The organism is Polyangium spumosum (genome assembly GCF_009649845.1).
Lineage (GTDB): Bacteria > Myxococcota_A > Polyangia > Polyangiales > Polyangiaceae > Polyangium > Polyangium spumosum.
Genome location: NZ_WJIE01000009.1, coordinates 176,548 through 193,732, shown reverse-complemented (window position 1 = coordinate 193,732; position 17,185 = coordinate 176,548). Strand labels below are relative to the sequence as shown.

Below are 17,185 nucleotides of genomic sequence, written 5' to 3'. Positions count from 1 at the left end.
GTCGGTCGTTACGTGCACTCGTCGACAATCCGGGAACTTACGAGCATAGCCGCCAGGTTGGATGCCTGTGAACCCTGGTACATCGCGAGACCAGGACATTTCATGTCCGAAGCGCGCGTCGGGTCGCGTCCTGCCCCGGATGACCGAGACGCTCCCGCGTGGCAAGCGCCTCTTCGAGGTACCGCTGGGCGAGCGCCGCGTCCCCCGCGCTCGCGAGGCAGAGCCCGGCCCAGTGCAGGACGTCCGCGCGGCCCCAGGCGTCCTCGGCGAGGACCCGGCGCGGCGCGTCCTTGGCCCGCTCCGCCGCCTCCTCGTCGCCCCGCGCGAGCGCGACCTCGAGCCCAAGCGCGAAGAGCCGCGCCCGAAAGAGAGCCAGCCCACATGCCTCCGCGAGCCGCTCGCCGGTGAGCGCCTCCCGCGCCGCCTCGAACAAAGCCCCCCGCGCGAGCGCGATCCGCGCCGCGAGCTCGTGTACGCGCGCCGCCATCTCCACCTCGCCCGAGACCGCGACCCACGTCCGCGCCGCGGAGAGCCTCCGCTCGGCCCCGGCCGGGTCCACGTCGGCCACGGCGAGCCCGAGCAGCACGTGCCCCTGCGCCGCGTGCCCGGCCCAGCCGAGGCGCTCGCAGGCGGCCACGTTGGCCTCGGTCATCTCGACCACCTCCGAGAGCTCTCCGAGCGCGAGGAGGTGTTCTGCCTCCCAGAGCCCCCGCCGCGCGACCCGCGCGTCCCCCATCGCCACGAGCCGCGCGAAGCCCGCCTGCGCGGCGGAGACGTCCCCGAGGTCGTGGGTGATGGCCGCGTGAAGCGCGAGGGCCCGCGTGACGTGTGTCGAGAGCCCGGCCGACTCCGCCAGCAAGAGCGACCGCGACGCGTGCGCCCGCGCCGCCGAGAGCGCCCCCGCGAGGCGCTCCGTATATGCCAATGTACGCAAACCCGTGATGAAGTGGGATGTTTCGGACGTCCCTTCGACGAGGCGGTTGTGCTCCGCGTAGGAGCGAAGGGCGAACACGAGGTCGCCGAGCGCCCCTGCATAAAGCCCGCGCTCGTAGAGGAGCGAGAGGCGCCACCCGAACGGGAGCGAGGTGGCGGGGGAGGCCGGGTCGGTTGTCTCGCCAAACAGCCGCAGGATCCGCGCGCCGCGGCTCATCTCGCCGAGAACGAGCCCGAGGTGCGAAAACGCTCCCATCGTCTGCGAATACACCCGATACGCCTCCGTCGCCTTGCCGGCGGCGACGAGCGCGCGGACGACCTCCTCCAGCGCGTCGAGGCGGCTCGCATCCCGGGGTTTTTGCCGGGGCGCGAAGATCAGGGTGCCCTCGGACGGCGGCGTCATGGCGGCCTGCACGGCCGAAGGAGCGACGGTGAGCAACGAGCGGAAATGGTCCCGCACGAAGGGGTGCGACGAAAAACGCGGCGGATCGCCCCCCGCGCGAAAGACGAGCCCGAGCCGCTCGAGGCGGGCGAGCGCGCGGCGCAGGACCTCGGCCGAGGCCCCGGCGAGGGCGCCCGCGACACGCGGGGAGGCGGAGGCGAGCGCGAGGAGCGCGTCCTCGTCGGCGCCGGCCGAGAGCGCGGAGAGGCGCGCGAGCAGGTCACGCTCGGCGGCGGGCAAGGCGGCCGCGTATGCCGAGAGGACCCGAGCGAGGCGGCGCGCGAGCGGATCGTCCCGCGCGGCCTCGGCGAGATCGAGCGGATCGAGCGGGCAGAGGTCCCCGCCGAGGAAGGCGCCCGCGTACGAGCCGGCCACGGCGAGCGAGAGCGCATGCCCGCCGGAGGCCCGGACGACCCGCGCGAGGGCGTCGCCGTCCGCGTTCGCGCCCCACGACCGGAGCAACCGCTCGGCGTCCGTCGCGGAGAGCGGCCCGAGCTTCACGGTGCGCGCGCCGCCGTCGGCCCAGGGCGCGAGGTCGCCGAGCAAGAACCGCGACGTGACGAGGGCGCGCGCCGCCCCGAGGCCCCGCGCGAGGCTGATGAGCAGGCGGCGGAGGAGCGGATCTTCCAGCTCGCCATGGGCGCGTGAAGCGCCACCCGCGGCCTGCACGGTCTCCAGCCCGTCGAGCACGACGAGGTGGGGCGGGCCGCTCCCGAGCGCCGCGCAGAGCCTCTCGAGCCGCTCGCCGGCCGGCGCCTCCGCGCCCGCGAAATACCGCACGGCGTGGGCCAGGAACACCTCCGTGCGTTCGTCGTCGTAAAAGCTCCACACGAACACGCCGCCCGGCCGCGGCCCGTCCCCGAAGCGCGCGATCAATCGCTCGGCGATGGCCGTCTTCCCCGCGCCGCCCACGCCCACGAGCGCGACCACGCCCGGCCCCTCCCGCTTTTCGGGCGCCTCGACCCAGGCCCAGAGCTCGGCGAGGATGTCCTCGCGCCCCACGAAAAACGGCGCGTGTTGCAGCGTGTGCACGAACTCGGGCCGAAAGAGCTTCGGTTCGGGCGGGGCGAGCGGCGGGGGAGGCTCGGGGGCGGCTTCGATCACGAGGTCGGCCGGGTCGAGCCCGAGCTCGGCGCCGAGCCGTTCGAGCAGCTTTCGCCGCGCCGGCTGCCGGACCGAGAAGCCGCCCTCGTTGACCTCGCCGGACTCGTACCTTCGATAGGTGCGCACGTCGACGCCGACCGAGGCCGCGAGCGCCTCCTGGGTGAGGTCGAGCTCGAGGCGCGCCCGCAGCAAGGCCTCGTGGTTGAACCGCTGCGCCATTCGCCCGTTGCATCATCCATCCGGGCGGCGCTCCTGTCCACCTCTGCCCGGTGGCTGCCCGGTTCTGCCCTGTCCTCGTGCCCGGCGCGGCCGCATGCTGACGGGCATGAACACGATCGAGAAACGCCTGCTCTCCTCCGATCGGGAGCTCTTCACGCTCTCGAACGTCCTCCGCCCCGCCGAGTGCGCGGAGCTCATCCAGCGCGCCGAGGCCCACGGCTTCTCGGACGCGCCGATCACGGTGGGCGCGAACAAGTTCATGATGGCGCCGGACATCCGGAACAACCGGCGCGTGATGCAGGACGACCCGGCGCTCGCGGCGAAGCTCTGGCCGCGAATATCGGCCTACGTGCCCTCGCAGCTCGGCGTGTATCGCCCCGTGGGGTTGAACGAGCGATTCCGGTATTACCGCTACACGCCGGGGCAGCAGTTCGACTGGCACAGGGACGGCGCGTTCCTCCGCTCGCAGGAGGAGCAGAGCCTCTTGACGTTGATCTTTTACCTGAACGACGACTGCGTCGGCGGGACGACGGATTTCATGTTCGTGACGGACGACGAGCTCCGCGTGACGCCGCAGCGAGGAATGGCGCTCGTGTTTTCGCACCCGCTGTACCACCGGGGAGCGCCGGTGATCGAGGGGACGAAATACGTGCTCCGAACGGACGTGATGTATCGGCGGGGGTGAAGGTCAGGGGGCGGGAGGCGCGGCGGGAGGGGGCATCCAGAGCAGGGAGAGATCGAGCTCGATCGCGTCGAACGGTTCGGCGCGGACGCGTTCATCCCCGCCAAACCTCGCGGCGACGACCCAGACCTTGCCCTCGAGCCGGTAGACCTCGAGGAGCTGGAGCTCCGTATCGATGATCCAGTAATGGCGGACGCCGTGATGACCGTAGAGCCAGAGCTTCTCCCGTTTGTCCGAGCGAGCCGTGCCCGGCGAGAGGACCTCACAAACCCAGTCCGGGACGACGACGAACGGGCCTTCCTTCGGCTCCTCGAAGCGCTCGATTCGCCAGCCGGCCAGATCGGGCACGCGGATGTCCTCGCCGAACTGGACGCGGGGCTCGACGCGGATCGCCCAGCCCCCCGGCCCCCCGTCGCCCAGATCGAAGGGGGCGCCAATCTTCATCGTCAACCTCGCCTGCGCTCGCCCGTGCGGCGGGTTTGGCCGAGGCAGAAGGACGACCTCCCCGCCCACGATCTCCCCGACGACCCCCTCGGGCAAATCTTCCAGGTCTTCCCAGGTCTTCGGACGCTTCAACGTACGAGCCGGATCCGACATGCGCCTACCTTACCACATTTCAGCGCGCGGGAAACGCCGTCCACCCCTCGAACTCCGGGCAGAGCTCGCCACAAGCGCCCACGAAGAGCGCCGTCGGATCGAAGAACCCGTCGTCCGGCGGCGCGATCGCCCCCGAGAGCCCCGCCGCGCCGCTCACGAGCGACAGGTGGACCGTCTCCCCGGTGAAGAGCGGCAACCCGCTCTCCTCCGCCGAGAGAGCCCGATTCTTCCGCCCGGGAGCCATCGCCCAGATCGACTCCGCGAAGCCCGGCTCGTCGTCCTCGAAATTGTCGTCGCTCGCGAAGATCGAATGGCGGATGTCGAGCAGCCCCTGGTTCGCATTCTGGTGCGTCGGCTCCTCGTCGATGCCCAGGCTCGACACGCCCGCGCTCGCCACCAGCATGTCGAACATCCGCCCCCGCGTCGCGCCCCGCAGCTTCACGTTCGGCCCGTACTGGTCCTCCATCCCCACGAGCGTCACGTTGTAGAGCAAGGGATCCGAGGGCGCCGTGCCCGCGCCGTCGATAACGGAGTCACTCGTGCCCTGTCCAGCCTGGATGCCCGTGTCGCCCCGCATGTCGCCCATGACGACGCCGATGAATTGCCCCTTGCCGCGCCAGCCGAGCGCCCAGTCGAAGCCGTCGTCCTCGTACAACGTGACGAGGATGTACTTCACCGAGACCGTCCCGCCCCGCAGATCCATGCCGTCGCCCTCGGTGCGGTGGAGCTGCACGTGATCGACGACCGTGCGATTGCCGACGCCCTCGAGCCGGAACCCGCCCGGCGAGCCTTCGAGCCCATCGTTCCGACCCGCGAACTCGATTCGCACGTAACGAATCTCGCCGCTATCGTCGTCGTCGTCGGTCCCGCCGCAGGCGGCGCTGACGCCGGGGGGAAGGACGTCGAGCTGGCGTACGCCGCCGGGTGATCCATTGAGCGGAGCGCGACCACAAACGATGAGCCCACGCCAATCGCCCTCGGCGCGAGTGGCCTCGGCGCTCGTGAACACGATCGGCGCTTCCTTCGTGCCCCGCGCGAGGATACGGGCCCCCGGCTTCACCAGGATCCCGCCCTCCGCGTGGGCGAGGATCTGCGTGCCCGGCTCGATCGTGAGCGTCACGCCCGGCTCGACCGTCACATATCCCGCGAGGATCGGCGTCTGATCCGCATACCACGTGGTGTCGCGCTCGATCGCGCCGGAGACCTCGAAGCTCGGGCGGAGCACGCCCTCCTCGATGCCGAAGACCGAGTGGCACCCCGCCTGGCCCAGCCCTCCGAGCGCCCCGAGGACGACAACGAGATTGGCAGGACGAATGCGCATCAGAAGCTCCCTCGCACGGAGAGCCCCCCGGGCCCGAGCGTGAGCGCGGCGCTCGTTTTGCCCGAGGCATCCGAGGGCTGCCGCGTCGCGAGGGAGATGACGAAGAGCATGGTGCCCACCGAGGCGAAGATCGCCCCGGGGACGAAGACCCCCGTCCCGACGCGCGCCATGTCGAGCGCGTCCTTGCGAATCGCGACGCCCTCCCGATCACAATACGTCGCGTCGCAATACGGCGCGGATTCGTCGAACCGCGCGCGCGCCGCGAGCCCCACGCCCAGCGAGACGCCCATCGTGACGAAGCCCGCGCCCGCGGCGGCGATACCGGCGATCCCGAGCGGATCGGGCCATTTGCGCCTGGGCGGCGAGGGCGGCGGCGGCGGCGGCGGCGGCGGCGCCTTCGCGACCTCGAGGGGAGCCGGCGCCGCCACGATCTTCACGTCCTCGAGCGGCGGCACGGCCACGGTCTTCGTCCCGCCCCCACGCTCGATCACCACGGTCGCCGAAAAAGGCACCTTCCCCGGCGCGGTCGCCTCGATCGTGTACGTCCCCGGATCGATCGGCACCGCGGTATTCCAGAGGACGGCCGACACCTCCTGTTTGTCCCGGCGCAGGACGAGGCCCTCACGCGGCAGCTCCGCGGGCACCTCGATGACGAGGCGCGAGACCACGGATTCGAGGGCGTCCGCCCGCTCGCGGCCCACCTTCTCGCGCTCCGGTTGGCCCGCTCGGCGCGCGGCCGAGGCCGCCTCGCGGAAGGTCGCCCAGGCGCTCGCCGTCTTGCCGAGTTTTTCCTGACAGTCGCCGAGGTAAAGCAACGTGCCGATGCCCGAATCGAGCTTGTGGCTCTCGGCGAGCCGCGGGCAAGCCTGCTCGTAATCACCCTTGGCCATGAGGGCGAGCGCCTCCTGGAAGAGGTGCTCGGCCGCGGCGGCGTCGCCCTGCTGCGCGAAGCCGGGCCGCGCGCCGCCGAGGAGCGCCGAAACGAGGAGCAAGCCGGCCGCGCGCCTCCTCACTTTCGACCTCCGAAATCGGGGACGAGGCTCGGCGCGGGCGCCGCGCTCGGCGCCTCGGTCGTAGCAGGCTTCGCCCCGGCGGCGCCGGTCTTCAATGGCGCCGCGACCCTGGGCGTCGCCGCATGCGCGGACGCCGTCGCCGACGCGGGCGGCGCGGCGTCGCTGGGCTCGGGGCTCGGGGCCGGCGCGACGGTCACGCTCGGCGAAGGCGCGACGGTCACGGCGGGCGGAGGCGCCTCGACCGCCGGCGGCGGCGGCGGCTCCGCCGTCACGCCCTTCCCCTCGCCGCGCCCGCCGAGCAGGCGCGCCCCCGCAATGCCCAGCAGAAGCGCGGCCACGCCTGTCAGGACGAACCATTTCCCCGATCGCGAGGGCCGCGCCCCCGGCTCGGTCTGCGTCCACGTCGCGGCCGTCTTCCCCATCGGGGGCGCCGAGGCGCGCTCGCCCGAGGACGAGCTCTTCCCGAGGCGCGTCGAACCCGTGGTTTGTCCGGGCGACGTATCTCCGGTCTTCTCGGACGGCGCGTGGCCCGCGCCCTGCGGGGCGGCGAGGTGCGCGTGGATTCGATCGAGCAGCGGCCTCGACCGCTCGGGCGCGAACGGGGCGAGGGCGTCCGCGAGCTCGGCGACGCTCTGGAATCGATCCGCCGGGGCCTTCTGCAGGCAACGCAGCACCACATCGCCGAGCGCTCCGGGCAGGTCCTCGCGGAGGCGCGCGGGCGGCTCCGGATCCTCGGTCATCAGCACCATGATGAGCGATCCGAGCGAATCGGCGACGAAGGGCATCGCCCCGGTGAGCGCCTTGTACAAGACCACGCCGAGCGACCAGACGTCGCTGCGCGCGTCGACCTCACGCGCCGCGCGGAACTGCTCGAGCGACATGTACATCGGCGAGCCGAGCAGCGCGTTGCTGCGCGTGAGCGCGGTGCCGTCGATCGCCCCTGGATCCTGGTGCTTGGCGATTCCGAAATCGAGCACCTTCACCGCGGGGCTCCCGTCCGCGCGGCGGGTCACGAAGAGGTTCGCCGGCTTGATGTCCCGGTGCACGATGCCGCGCCCGTGCGCCTCGGCGAGCGCCTCGCAGGTCTGCAGGACGATCTCGCACGCCTCCTCGATCGGCAGCTTCCCGGCGGCGCGAATCATCGCGTCGAGGTCCTCGCCCTCGAGCAGCTCCATCACGAGGTACGGCACCCCGTCCTCGAGCGTGCCGAAGTCGAGCATCCGCGTGACGTGCTCGCTCTTGAGCTTCGTCGCCGCCTGGGCCTCGCGCAAAAAGCGCTTCTTGCCCACCTCGTTCTTGGCGGCGGCCTCCAGCATGAACTTGATCGCGACCCGCTGCTCGAGGTCGGTGTGCTCGGCGGCGACGACGGCCCCCATGCCGCCCACGCCGAGCACCCGGTCGACGCGGTATTTCCCGGCGATCACGTCGCCCGCCTTCACCGGAACATCGATTTCGCTCTCACGACTCATCGGCTGCGCGCGTCGCCTATCGCCCTCGGGATTCGGGACGGGAGAGCCTATCGAGGACGCGCCGCGTCGGCAAGCCCTTGTCGCGCCTCCATGAGCGCAAACCCCAGCAAATTCAGCCCCGGCCAGGCCCGCGGGTCCGTCGCGCGTGGATCCGACGCCCCGAGCCCGATCCCCCAGATCGCGTCCCTGGGGCTCGCCTCCACGAGGATCTTCGTCCCGGTCTTCCGGAGCCAATCCCCGAGCGCCGCGTTCTGCCCGAACTTGGCGAGGCTCGCCTCCACCACGATCGTGTACCGAAACTCGCGCCACCGCGCCTCGTCGAAATTGCGCACCTTGCGCCCGAGCGCCTTCGCCTTGCCCGGATCGTCCGTCGCGAGGATCTTCGCGCGTGTCTCCTCGTCCCCGAAGAGCCGCGCCTTCTCGGCCATCATGAAATGTTCGGCGGCGGCATATCGATCGCCGCGGACGACGAACGGCGCGGGATACCATTGGCTCAAACAAAACGCGCCGAGCTCGCCGTCCTTGCCCGGCGTATGGCCCCAGAAGAACAAGAAATCGAGCGGCTCGCCGCGGTCTCGCCGGGCGATCAGGGTGGCGACGTCCATGACGGGATCCTAACCCATCGCAACGCCGGGGAGGAAGTGTCCTCGCCCCTCCGGTGGGTCGGCGCGGGGATCGCCGGTGCGCGGAGGCAACGTCTGGGCTAGGGCTTGAAAAGAGCCACCCGGAGCGCCCCGACACGCCCCGCGCACTTTTTTTCTAAGAAACCACCCGCCCCGCCGTTCTTCGAGCGAACGACACGCTCTTCGCGCCCATGCCGAGCGAACCAACGAGCCACTGGGTCCTCCTCGCGCTCTCGCGTTACGAAGCGCCTTTGCTCCGTTACGCGGCGGCGATCGTGGGATCCGCACAGGCGGCCGACGTGGTGCAGGACACGTTCCTGCGCTTGTGCGACCAGGACCGGGCGGCGGTGGAGCCGCACCTTCGGGCCTGGCTCTTCACCGTCTGCCGCAACCGGGCCCTCGACGTGCGGCGCGACAAACGACACGTCGAGAGCGTGGCGGAGGTGGACGAGGTCATGCGAGACGATCAACCCGGGCCCTCGGAGGCGCTCGAGCGCAGGGACGCGATGCGCCGTGTCCTCGGCGCGCTCGATACCCTGCCGGAGCGACAACGCGAGGCGGTATTACTCAAATTCAGCGGCGACCTGAGCTACCAGGAGATCGCGGAGGTGCTCGGGACGAGCGCCTCGAACGTGGGTTTTCTGTTGCATACGGCCCTGCGCGCGTTGCGCGAGCAAATGGAGAAGAAAGACCACGCGGCCGGGAGGAGGAGTCGATGACGCTCTCGAAAGAGGATCCGCGCCTCGCCTCCTACGTGCTCGGCGAGCTCGACGAGGACAAAAGACGCGCGCTTTCGGCGGAGATCGGGGCCGATCCGGAGATCCGCGCGGAGGTCGAGGCCTTGCAGGCGACGACCGATCTGCTCCGCGACGGGCTCGCGGAGCGGGCGCCCGCGGAGCTCTCGGACGGGCATCGGCGCGTGGTGGAGCGAGCCACGCGCCGGAAGGAAAGACGTATCCTTCGATGGACGCTGCTCGCGGCGGCGGCCGTCGCGGCCGCGGCGATCCCGCTCGGGGTCATGCACTTTCATCGGGAAAGGGAGGAGGCGAGGCTCCAGGCCATGCAGGACATGGCGGCCTTCGAGGCGCGGGAGCACGCGAAGGAGAAGGAGCGCCGAAAGCAAGACGCGAAGGACGCGAAAAACGTGAACGTCGACCCGGTCGAGCGTCGCGAGCGATTGCGGCATCTCCAGGAGGAGCGGGCGCGGAAGGCCGCCGCGGGTGGCTTCAAGGTCCCCGCGCTCCGCAGGTTGACCGCGCGATCGAGGCCGAGGGCCGACGAGAACCCGTTCGTCTACACGACGAGCATCGCTCGCACGACGTTCCCGCTCGACGTGGACACGGTCTCGTATTCGCTCGTCGAGCGGTTCATCGAGGAGGCCGCGCGCCGCCCGCCGAAGGACCTCGTGCGTGTCGACGAGCTCGTCAATGCATTCGCCTACGACGACCCGCTCCCGAGCGGAGACGAGCCGCTCGCCGCGCGCGCCGAGGTCGACCGGGCGCCGTGGGCGCCTTCGCACAGGCTCGTGCGCCTCGCGTTGAAGACAGCGCCGATCGATCCGGCGAGCCGCCCCCGGGCGAACCTGGTCTTCGTGATCGACGATTCGCCGGCCTTCGTGAATCACCCGGACAAACTTTCATTGCTCCAGGCCGCCCTGCGCAGGCTGGCCTCGCGGCTCGACGCGCAGGATCGGCTGACGATCCTCGCGCACAGAGGCGCCTCGCAGGAGCCTTGGCTGCCGCCGACGCCGGGCGACGACAAAAGCCGGATCCTCGACGCCATCGACAAGTTCAAGCCGAGCGACGCCGCCCCCTCCGGCGATTTCATCCAGCGAGCCCTCGCGCAGGCACAGGCGCATTTCGTCGACGGCGTGAACCGGGTCTTCCTGGCGACGGACGACCATTTCACGGCCGATCCGGCGGAGAGCGGGCTCGCGGCCACGGTCCGGGAGAAGGCGAAGGCAGGCATCACCCTGACGACGCTCGGCTTCGGCCCGATGGATGGACCGGCCGGACAAACCCTGAAGCGCCTGGCCGAGGAGGGAAAGGGAGGCTTCGCAGCGATCACGGGGCCGGACGACGCGCGCAAGCTGGTCGAGGAGGCGCTGGGGACACGCGCGCCGCTCGCGAGGGACGTGCGGGTCGAGGTCGATTTCGATCCGGTATGGGTGCGATCGTTCCGGCTGATCGGCAACGAGGATCGGACTGGCCCGGAGCGCGAGTTTCTGGATGCGTGGAAAGGCCCGGTCGACCTCTACGCCGGGCAGGCGGTGACGGCGCTCTACGAGCTCGAACCCAGGCCCGACACCTCGGGCGGCTCGGAGGCGCCACGCACGCCGTATCTGTTGACGCTGCGGGTCCGGTACAAGGATGCGTCGGGACAAACGAGCCGCGAGGTCGAGGTGCCGCTGCTCGACGAGGGGTATCGGGAGACGAGCGCGGATTTCGGGTTCGCGGCGTCGGTGGCGGCGTTCGGGTTGATCCTGCGAGATTCGCCGTTCAAGGGGGACGTGACGCTCGCGGACGTGAGGGCGATGGCCAGGAAAAACCTCGGCGCGGACCCCGGCGGGCAGCGGGCCCGCTTCGTGGACCTGCTCGAGCTCCTGGAGCTCAGCCCCGGGACATCGCCCCGCCCGGCGAGCTCCGCGCCACGAAGGGGGTGCGCCCCGGGGGATCCGCTCTGCAGTGAGCTCTGAGGATCAGCCCGCCTGGGGCTCGGGCTCGGGCTCGGGCTCCGGGGCGGGCGCAGGCGCAGGCGCGGCCGCTCGCGCCGCCGCTTCCTCCATCGCGCGCACCGCCGCGGCGTCCTCCTCGGCGAGGATCCGATCACTCTCGCCGAGCGCGGCCTCGTGCGCCGCGATGACGCGGTTCACCCGGCTCCGCGCGAGGGTGAGGAACAGGATCCCGAAGAGGCCCCACGCGGCCGAGGCGATCACCGAGGCCACGATGAGCAGCTCCTCGCCCGTCTTGCCGATCGCGTCGATCGCGACGAAGACGTAAAGCGGCGACGGCGCCGCCACGATGAGCGCGCCGCGCCCGGACGGCGACGCGAAGATGCCCGCGATCGCCGCCACGACCCACGGCCCCACGGCGACCAGGAAATGCACCGCGAGCAAGAGCACCCGCGAGAGCAGCGGCGTGCTCGACCGCGCCCGCAAGAACGCGCCGAACCCCACGGAGAACAGGTAAAACGCGGCCGCGTAGAGCCCGACGAGGAGGATGTCCCCGAGGTCGCCCCCGTGACTCGCCCGGACCACCGACTGGACGATGATCCCCGCCCCGATCACCAGGCCGAGCGCCGCCCCGCCCACGCCGAGCTGCATCATCGACGTGCCGAGGATGCCCGGCCCGAGCAAGCGCTTGAAGCGGCGCACGCCCTGCCTGTCCCAGTGCAAGCGCACGCGCCGCGAGGGCCCGAGCGAGTCGCCGAGGAAGAGGTAGACCGAGAACATCAAGAACACGAGCAACGCGCAGATGCCGGCGACCGCGATCTCGTCGACGTCGCGCGGATCCACCGCCGCCATGGGCGCGCCGGCGCAGATCGCGGAGACCGGCGCGGCCACGAGGAACCAGCGCTTCAGGCCCGTCGAGCGATCGTCGGTGACGCTCGTGAGGTTGGCGATCGTGACCTCGTAGAGGAACCACGCAGGGATCGCCGTCGCCACGATCGGCAGGACGATCAGGCAGAGGACGTACGTGAGATCGAAGGGCGCGCGCGCGTACGCCGTGGGCAACCAGACGGGAGGACCCTCCGGCACGCCGGGCCAGGCGTGATGCGCGGCGACCGAGAGCCCCGCGCCGAACCAGCCGTAGACGTTGAGCGAGGCGATCACCGCGCAGATCAAGGTGACCACGAGCGCGGCGCGCAGGCTGTTCATCTTCGAGCTGACCGCGAGCCCGAAGGCGACCGCGAGGCCGGCGATGAGGAACAGGAAGAGGAACGCGACGATCGTCTCCGTCGCCGTGACGCCGCCGAAGAGGAACGGCAGCGCGCCGACGGGCGCCAGCATCACGACGTACATGCTGATCGCCGTGTACGCAGCGAGGAACTTTCCACGCGCGATGACGGCAGGCCGCAGGCCCGTGAGGATCACGGCCTCCCACGTGCGGCCCTCGCGCTCCGAGGCGATCGCGTTCGCCGCGACCGCGGGCCCGACGAACGTGACCACGAAGTACGCGAGCGAGAAGAAGACCTGGAAGAGGACGTAACCCGTGGTCGCGGGGCTCTCGTTGATCGAGACCAGGCCGCCGATCGCGGCGATCGCCAGCGTGGCCAGGATCGAGAGCACGCAGAGGATGATCGGCGTGCGGACGAGGCGCGCGGACTGGCGCAGCTCGCGGATCCAGATCGGGTTCGGATCGTCGAGCAGGCGGCGCAGGCGCGAGGCGGAGCCCGCGGGCGCTTGGGTGCCGGTCTGCGCGCTCATTGGACGTCTCCGCGCGTGACCTCGAGGAAGATCCGCTCGAGCTCGTTTCTCTCCGGCTCCACGCCGACGATGCCGATGTTGCGGTGCACGAGGTGGGTCACCATCTCCGCGATCTTCGTCTCCGTGCCCGTGTAGCCCACGTGCACGACGCCGCCCATGACCGTGACCTCGACGATCCCGGGCCCGCCGCGCAGGAAATACGCGGCCGCCTCGGGGTTGCCGAGCACGCGTAGCTTCACCCGACGCACGCTCGGCGCCTGCGGGAGCGGCGCGGGCGCGGCCGTCGGGAGCGGCCCCGGAGGCGCGACGAGAGGCACGCCCGCCGGCGGCATGGGCACGGGCGCGCTGGGATCGGGCGCGGCGGCTTGCGCGGCCTGCGCGGGCACGAGCGCGCGTACGCCCGGCGGCACGTAACGCGGCGGCGGCGCATGTCCGTGCGCCTCGGCCGCGCGGACCGCCTCGAGCCGCGCCGAGATCTCGTGGATCGGCCCGGCGACGACGAGACGGCCGCGCTCGAGGATGCCGATCGAGGTGCAGACGTCGGCGAGCTCCGTGAGGATGTGCGACGAGAGGAAGATCGTCTTGCCGAGGCCGCGCAGCTCCAGCAGGAGATCGCGGATCTCGATGCGAGCGCGGGGATCGAGATCACTCGCCGGCTCGTCGAGGATGAGGACCTTCGGATCGTGCAGGAGGATGCGCGCGAGCTGCAGCCTCTGCTTCATGCCCTTCGACATCTCGGCGACGAGGCGGTCCTGCAGCTTGCCGAGGTCCGTCAGCTCGAGGACCGCGTCGACGACGCTGATCGAGGGCACGCGGAACGAGTCCGCGAAGAACTCGAGGTACTCGCGCACCGTGATGCGATCGTAGACGCCCGCGTGATCCGGCATGTAGCCGATCACCTTGCGTACGGCCTCGGGGTCGAGCGTGACGTCGATCCCGTCGACCTCCACGCGCCCGGCCATCGGCTCGAGCAGCGTGGCCATCACGCGGATCGTCGTGGTCTTGCCGGCGCCGTTCGGGCCGATGAAGCCGAAGATCTCGCCCGCGCCGACGTCGAAGGTCACGTCACGCAGGACGTCGCGGTTCGCGTAGCGATGCCAGAGGTGGCGCACGCGGATCGTGGGCGGTGCCGCGGCGACGACGGCAGGCGGCTCGACCGCGGTCGCGGGGGATCGCTCTTCCCAGGTCTCGGGCGTCGCGCTCTGCTCGCTCACGGCCGACCTCCGTATCCGACGATCCGCACGAGCAGCCGATCACGCTCGAGCTTCAGGCCCGCGTCCGAGGTCTTGCCTTCGCCGCCGTCGAGCTGACCGAGCAGCACCGGCACGTCCTCGGGGAACCAGTCCACGAGCCCGCCCGCACTGTCCTCCACGGCCCACCACGCCTCGCCGAGCCCGGGCGCGTCGGGCTCGAGCAGCGTGCGCAGGTGGGTCGAGCCGAGCGGGTGCAGATCCAGCGATCCGGCGCGACGCGTGCCGCTGACCTGCCGGAGCCACCCGGCCCCCTGCGTCGAGGTCTTCCAGTCCTTGCCCGCGCTCGCGAGCACCTTCTCGCCGTCCTTGATCATCGGGAAGTACCGCGGCGTGACGCCCGGCAAGACGAGCAACGCGGCCCGCAGATCGCGGCCGCTGCGGTTCGTCACGGCCGTGTCCTGCTCGCCCTCGTGCACGATGGAGATCCCCTCGCCCACGTCGGCGAACCCGTCCTCGCGCACGACCACGGTTTGCCAGGGCAAGAGCGCGAGATCGACGAGCCGCGCGCCGTCGCGATCGACGAGCATGTGATCGTCGATCGTCGCCGGCGAGGCCACGACCGCGGTCGTGACCACGCTCGTCCCGTCACTCGTGCGGACCGTGAGGTCCTTCGATCGAGGCGTGAAGAAGCCGCGCCACCGCCGCGCCGTGCCCTTCGTCATCCCCGCGCCCGCCTCGACGAGCGTGAGGTGACGCGACCTGCCCGAGAGGCCCTTCGCGACGAGGCCGATGAGCACCACGGCGAGGAACGCGGCCGCCGAGAGGATCGGCAGCCAGACGAGCGCGCGCAGGGGTTTGCCCTTGTTCGCGTTCATCGTGAAGTTCATCGGCCCGGCGAGGACCGCGTAGACGATCAGCAAGAGCGCCGCGACCGCGATGGCCCAGCGCGAGCCCTCGTTCGGATCGAGCTCCTGGCGCACACGATCGAGGTCCACCGTGCCGGGCGAGCCGCCCTGGCGGTAGACGACGCTGCTCTTCCGATCGAAGGCCCTGCGCGTCAGATCGAGCACGCGCCCCTGCACCCACGGGTCGTCCACGGTGGGCTTGCGCGTGGGATCGAAGGCGAGCAGGTGGACCTCGCCGAGGCCATACGTCGCGGAGGCCCCGTAACGGCTGCCGCGCAGGTTGCCGCCCGAGAAGCCGGCGAGCGCCTTGCCGATCTCCTCGCTCGGCGCCTCGGCGAACGGGATCTCCTTCGTCGCGTTCGAGGGCGCCGCGGGGAGGACGAGCTCCTTCAGCGTCTCGGAGTGCGGCGAGGTCTGCGTGATCTCGCCGCCCGCGAAGGCGGCGAGCACGGGGCTCCTGAGATCCTCGGGCCGCGCGAGCGCGACGGCGAGCGTGCCGCCCGCGAGCACGTACCCGCTGAGCGCCTCGAGCTCGGCCGCGCCGATCTTCACGAGCACGTCCGAGCGCAGCAGCACCGCCGACGCAGGCGCGTAGAGCGCGGCGCGATCGGGCAGGATCGGATCTCCCGTCGCCGGATCGAAGCGCGGCGATCCCACCTTGATCTGCGGCCCCGAGCCGTACGTGCCGTAGCCGCCCCACGGCGAGAAGAGCGGCGAGATCGACGCGTCGCCGATCGCGCCCTTCAGCCGCGACGTCTCGCTCACGTCGAGCAGGAAGACCTCCTGCACGTTCGTCACGGCCGTCGTGTGCGTGCCGAGCTCGTTGCCCGCGTCGTCCCGCGCGACGACCTTCGTCTCGCCGTAGACGTTGCCGTGCGTCGGCAGCCGCACGATCACGCTCGTCCCCGCGCCGACGACGAAGGGCGCCGTCGCGCGGAAGCGCTGCTGGTTCGAGTGCAGCCGCGAGAGCACCTCGACCTCGCCCCGCAAGGGCTTCGCCTCGTTGTTCTGCACCCGCACGAGGAAGCCGCTCCAGCCCGCGGGCGTCGGCGAGGTCGACCCGAGCAGCGGCGAGACCTCGAGGGCCACGCTGCGCCCCGGCGCGGCGGTGGGGCCGGACGGAGCGGGCAGCGGCTCGATGGAGGTCGCGGCCGTGTTCGGCGCGGGCTCGGCGAGCGCTCGCAGCGAAACGAGCGCGAGGATCGGGACCAGCGAGAGCGCGCGGAGCCTCATCGACGGATCGCCTGCTCCACGTTCTCCGGGCGAGCGGGCACGCTCTCCACGAGCGCGTCGACCACCTGATCGGTCGAGACCCCGTCGGCCTCGCCCTCGAACGATCGGATCAGGCGGTGGCGCAACACGGGCTTGGCGACGCGCTGCACGTCGCCGAACGAGACGTGCGCGCGGCCCTCGAGCACGCTCACGGCCTTCGCCGCGAGCACGAGCGACTGCGCGCCGCGCACGCCCGCGCCGTAGCGGATCGCGCGCCGCACGAGGTCGGGCGCGCCTTGTGTCGTCGGATCACTCGCGCGCACGAGGCGCGAGGCGAAGCGCATGATCGGCTCGGCCACGGCGACGTCGCGGCACGCCGAGCGGATGGCGAGCACCTCGTCGCGATCGAGCACCTTCGGCGGCGCGTCCTTCGGTTGCCCCGTCGTCCGCGCGAGGATCTCGGTCATCTCGTCCTCGGTCGGGCTCGGCACCATCACCTTGAGCAGGAACCGATCGAGCTGCGCCTCGGGCAGCGGGTACGTCCCTTCCATCTCGATCGGGTTCTCCGTGGCGAGCACGAAAAACGGCTCTTCCATCGCGTGCCGCACGCCGCCGATCGTGCACGCGTGCTCCTGCATCGCCTCGAGCAACGAACTCTGCGTCTTCGGCGTCGCGCGGTTGATCTCGTCCGCGAGCACGACCTGGCCGAAGATCGGCCCTTTGTGCAGGGCGAAGTGCCTCGAACCGTCGGCCGAGGTCACGAGGATGTTCGTGCCCGTCACGTCGCTCGGCATGAGGTCGGGCGTGAACTGGATGCGCGAGAATTTCAGGTCGAGGCAGCTCGCGATCGTGCGCACGAGCAGCGTCTTGCCGAGCCCCGGCGCGCCCTCGAGCAGCACGTGCCCGCCGGCCACGAGCCCCCAGAGCGCCTGCTCCACGACCTCGCCCTGGCCCACGATCACCTGCCCGATCGCGTCCTTGAGGCGCGCGCTCGCCTCGCGGGCTCGCTCGAGCCTCTTCTGAAAGTCGCCCGTCGTCGTCATGCC

13 protein-coding genes are annotated in these 17,185 nt (G+C 71.2%); 3 read left to right on the top strand and 10 right to left on the bottom strand.

From position 1 onward, the window contains the following. Positions 1–100: 100 nt before the first annotated feature. Complete coding sequence (locus GF068_RS28685; RefSeq protein ID WP_153822678.1) at positions 101–2,698, bottom strand: helix-turn-helix domain-containing protein; 2,598 nt, start codon at positions 2,696–2,698, stop codon at positions 101–103. Between the two features lie 106 nt (positions 2,699–2,804). Between GF068_RS28685 and GF068_RS28680 the strand changes: the two genes are divergently transcribed. Continuing rightward, positions 2,805–3,383, top strand: coding sequence for a prolyl hydroxylase family protein (locus tag GF068_RS28680; protein ID WP_153822677.1), 579 nt, complete (start codon positions 2,805–2,807; stop codon positions 3,381–3,383). 3 nt (positions 3,384–3,386) lie between these two features. On the opposite strand, the gene GF068_RS28675 is transcribed toward GF068_RS28680, so the two are convergent. The 5 genes from GF068_RS28675 to GF068_RS28655 are packed head-to-tail and all read right to left on the bottom strand — an operon-like array spanning position 3,387 to position 8,385. Further along, positions 3,387–3,977, bottom strand: coding sequence for a Uma2 family endonuclease (locus GF068_RS28675; protein ID WP_153822676.1), 591 nt, complete (start codon positions 3,975–3,977; stop codon positions 3,387–3,389). A 19-nt stretch (positions 3,978–3,996) separates the two neighbouring features. Then, entirely contained in the window at positions 3,997–5,298 is a 1,302-nt protein-coding gene (locus GF068_RS28670) for a hypothetical protein (protein ID WP_153822675.1), read from the bottom strand. Next, the gene (locus GF068_RS28665) at positions 5,298–6,290 is read right to left on the bottom strand and encodes a tetratricopeptide repeat protein (protein ID WP_153822674.1); all 993 of its coding nucleotides are present in this window, start codon (positions 6,288–6,290) and stop codon (positions 5,298–5,300) included. Before GF068_RS28665 ends, GF068_RS28670 begins: the two co-directional genes overlap by 1 nt. A 17-nt stretch (positions 6,291–6,307) precedes the next feature. Continuing rightward, positions 6,308–7,780: a serine/threonine-protein kinase gene (locus GF068_RS28660; RefSeq protein ID WP_153822673.1), complete on the bottom strand. Its 1,473-nt coding sequence runs from the start codon at positions 7,778–7,780 to the stop codon at positions 6,308–6,310. 47 nt (positions 7,781–7,827) lie between these two features. Then, complete coding sequence (locus GF068_RS28655; protein WP_153822672.1) at positions 7,828–8,385, bottom strand: NADAR family protein; 558 nt, start codon at positions 8,383–8,385, stop codon at positions 7,828–7,830. Between the two features lie 209 nt (positions 8,386–8,594). On the opposite strand from GF068_RS28655, the gene GF068_RS28650 reads away from it, so the two are divergent. Next, the gene (locus GF068_RS28650) at positions 8,595–9,122 is read left to right on the top strand and encodes an RNA polymerase sigma factor (protein ID WP_153822671.1); all 528 of its coding nucleotides are present in this window, start codon (positions 8,595–8,597) and stop codon (positions 9,120–9,122) included. Next, positions 9,119–11,098 carry a YfbK domain-containing protein gene (locus tag GF068_RS28645; RefSeq protein ID WP_153822670.1) on the top strand — a complete coding sequence of 660 codons (1,980 nt, stop codon included), beginning with the start codon at positions 9,119–9,121 and terminating at the stop codon, positions 11,096–11,098. Before GF068_RS28650 ends, GF068_RS28645 begins: the two co-directional genes overlap by 4 nt. 3 nt (positions 11,099–11,101) lie before the next feature. Here GF068_RS28645 and GF068_RS28640 read toward each other — a convergent pair whose 3' ends face one another. Genes GF068_RS28640 through GF068_RS28625 form a run of 4 tightly spaced genes read right to left on the bottom strand, consistent with a single transcriptional unit; the run spans position 11,102 to position 17,182 of the window. Continuing rightward, positions 11,102–12,829 carry an ABC transporter permease gene (locus tag GF068_RS28640; RefSeq protein ID WP_153822669.1) on the bottom strand — a complete coding sequence of 576 codons (1,728 nt, stop codon included), beginning with the start codon at positions 12,827–12,829 and terminating at the stop codon, positions 11,102–11,104. Beyond that, the gene (locus GF068_RS28635) at positions 12,826–14,043 is read right to left on the bottom strand and encodes an ABC transporter ATP-binding protein (protein WP_338046605.1); all 1,218 of its coding nucleotides are present in this window, start codon (positions 14,041–14,043) and stop codon (positions 12,826–12,828) included. The genes GF068_RS28640 and GF068_RS28635 overlap by 4 nt, the downstream gene beginning before the upstream one ends. Beyond that, positions 14,040–16,160 carry a hypothetical protein gene (locus GF068_RS28630; protein WP_153822668.1) on the bottom strand — a complete coding sequence of 707 codons (2,121 nt, stop codon included), beginning with the start codon at positions 16,158–16,160 and terminating at the stop codon, positions 14,040–14,042. Before GF068_RS28630 ends, GF068_RS28635 begins: the two co-directional genes overlap by 4 nt. Then, the gene (locus GF068_RS28625) at positions 16,157–17,182 is read right to left on the bottom strand and encodes an AAA family ATPase (protein ID WP_153822667.1); all 1,026 of its coding nucleotides are present in this window, start codon (positions 17,180–17,182) and stop codon (positions 16,157–16,159) included. The genes GF068_RS28630 and GF068_RS28625 overlap by 4 nt, the downstream gene beginning before the upstream one ends. Positions 17,183–17,185: the final 3 nt, after the last annotated feature.

Excerpts from the sequence above, each read along its gene's own strand:
- GF068_RS28685 (WP_153822678.1), bottom strand. The coding sequence starts at position 2,698 with ATGGCGCAGCGGTTCAACCACGAGGCCTTGCTGCGGGCGCGCCTCGAG.
- GF068_RS28680 (WP_153822677.1), top strand. The coding sequence starts at position 2,805 with ATGAACACGATCGAGAAACGCCTGCTCTCCTCCGATCGGGAGCTCTTC.
- GF068_RS28675 (WP_153822676.1), bottom strand. The coding sequence starts at position 3,977 with ATGTCGGATCCGGCTCGTACGTTGAAGCGTCCGAAGACCTGGGAAGAC.
- GF068_RS28670 (WP_153822675.1), bottom strand. The coding sequence starts at position 5,298 with ATGCGCATTCGTCCTGCCAATCTCGTTGTCGTCCTCGGGGCGCTCGGA.
- GF068_RS28660 (WP_153822673.1), bottom strand. The coding sequence starts at position 7,780 with ATGAGTCGTGAGAGCGAAATCGATGTTCCGGTGAAGGCGGGCGACGTG.
- GF068_RS28655 (WP_153822672.1), bottom strand. The coding sequence starts at position 8,385 with ATGGACGTCGCCACCCTGATCGCCCGGCGAGACCGCGGCGAGCCGCTC.
- GF068_RS28650 (WP_153822671.1), top strand. The coding sequence starts at position 8,595 with ATGCCGAGCGAACCAACGAGCCACTGGGTCCTCCTCGCGCTCTCGCGT.
- GF068_RS28645 (WP_153822670.1), top strand. The coding sequence starts at position 9,119 with ATGACGCTCTCGAAAGAGGATCCGCGCCTCGCCTCCTACGTGCTCGGC.
- GF068_RS28640 (WP_153822669.1), bottom strand. The coding sequence starts at position 12,829 with ATGAGCGCGCAGACCGGCACCCAAGCGCCCGCGGGCTCCGCCTCGCGC.
- GF068_RS28630 (WP_153822668.1), bottom strand. The coding sequence starts at position 16,160 with ATGAGGCTCCGCGCGCTCTCGCTGGTCCCGATCCTCGCGCTCGTTTCG.
- GF068_RS28625 (WP_153822667.1), bottom strand. The coding sequence starts at position 17,182 with ATGACGACGACGGGCGACTTTCAGAAGAGGCTCGAGCGAGCCCGCGAG.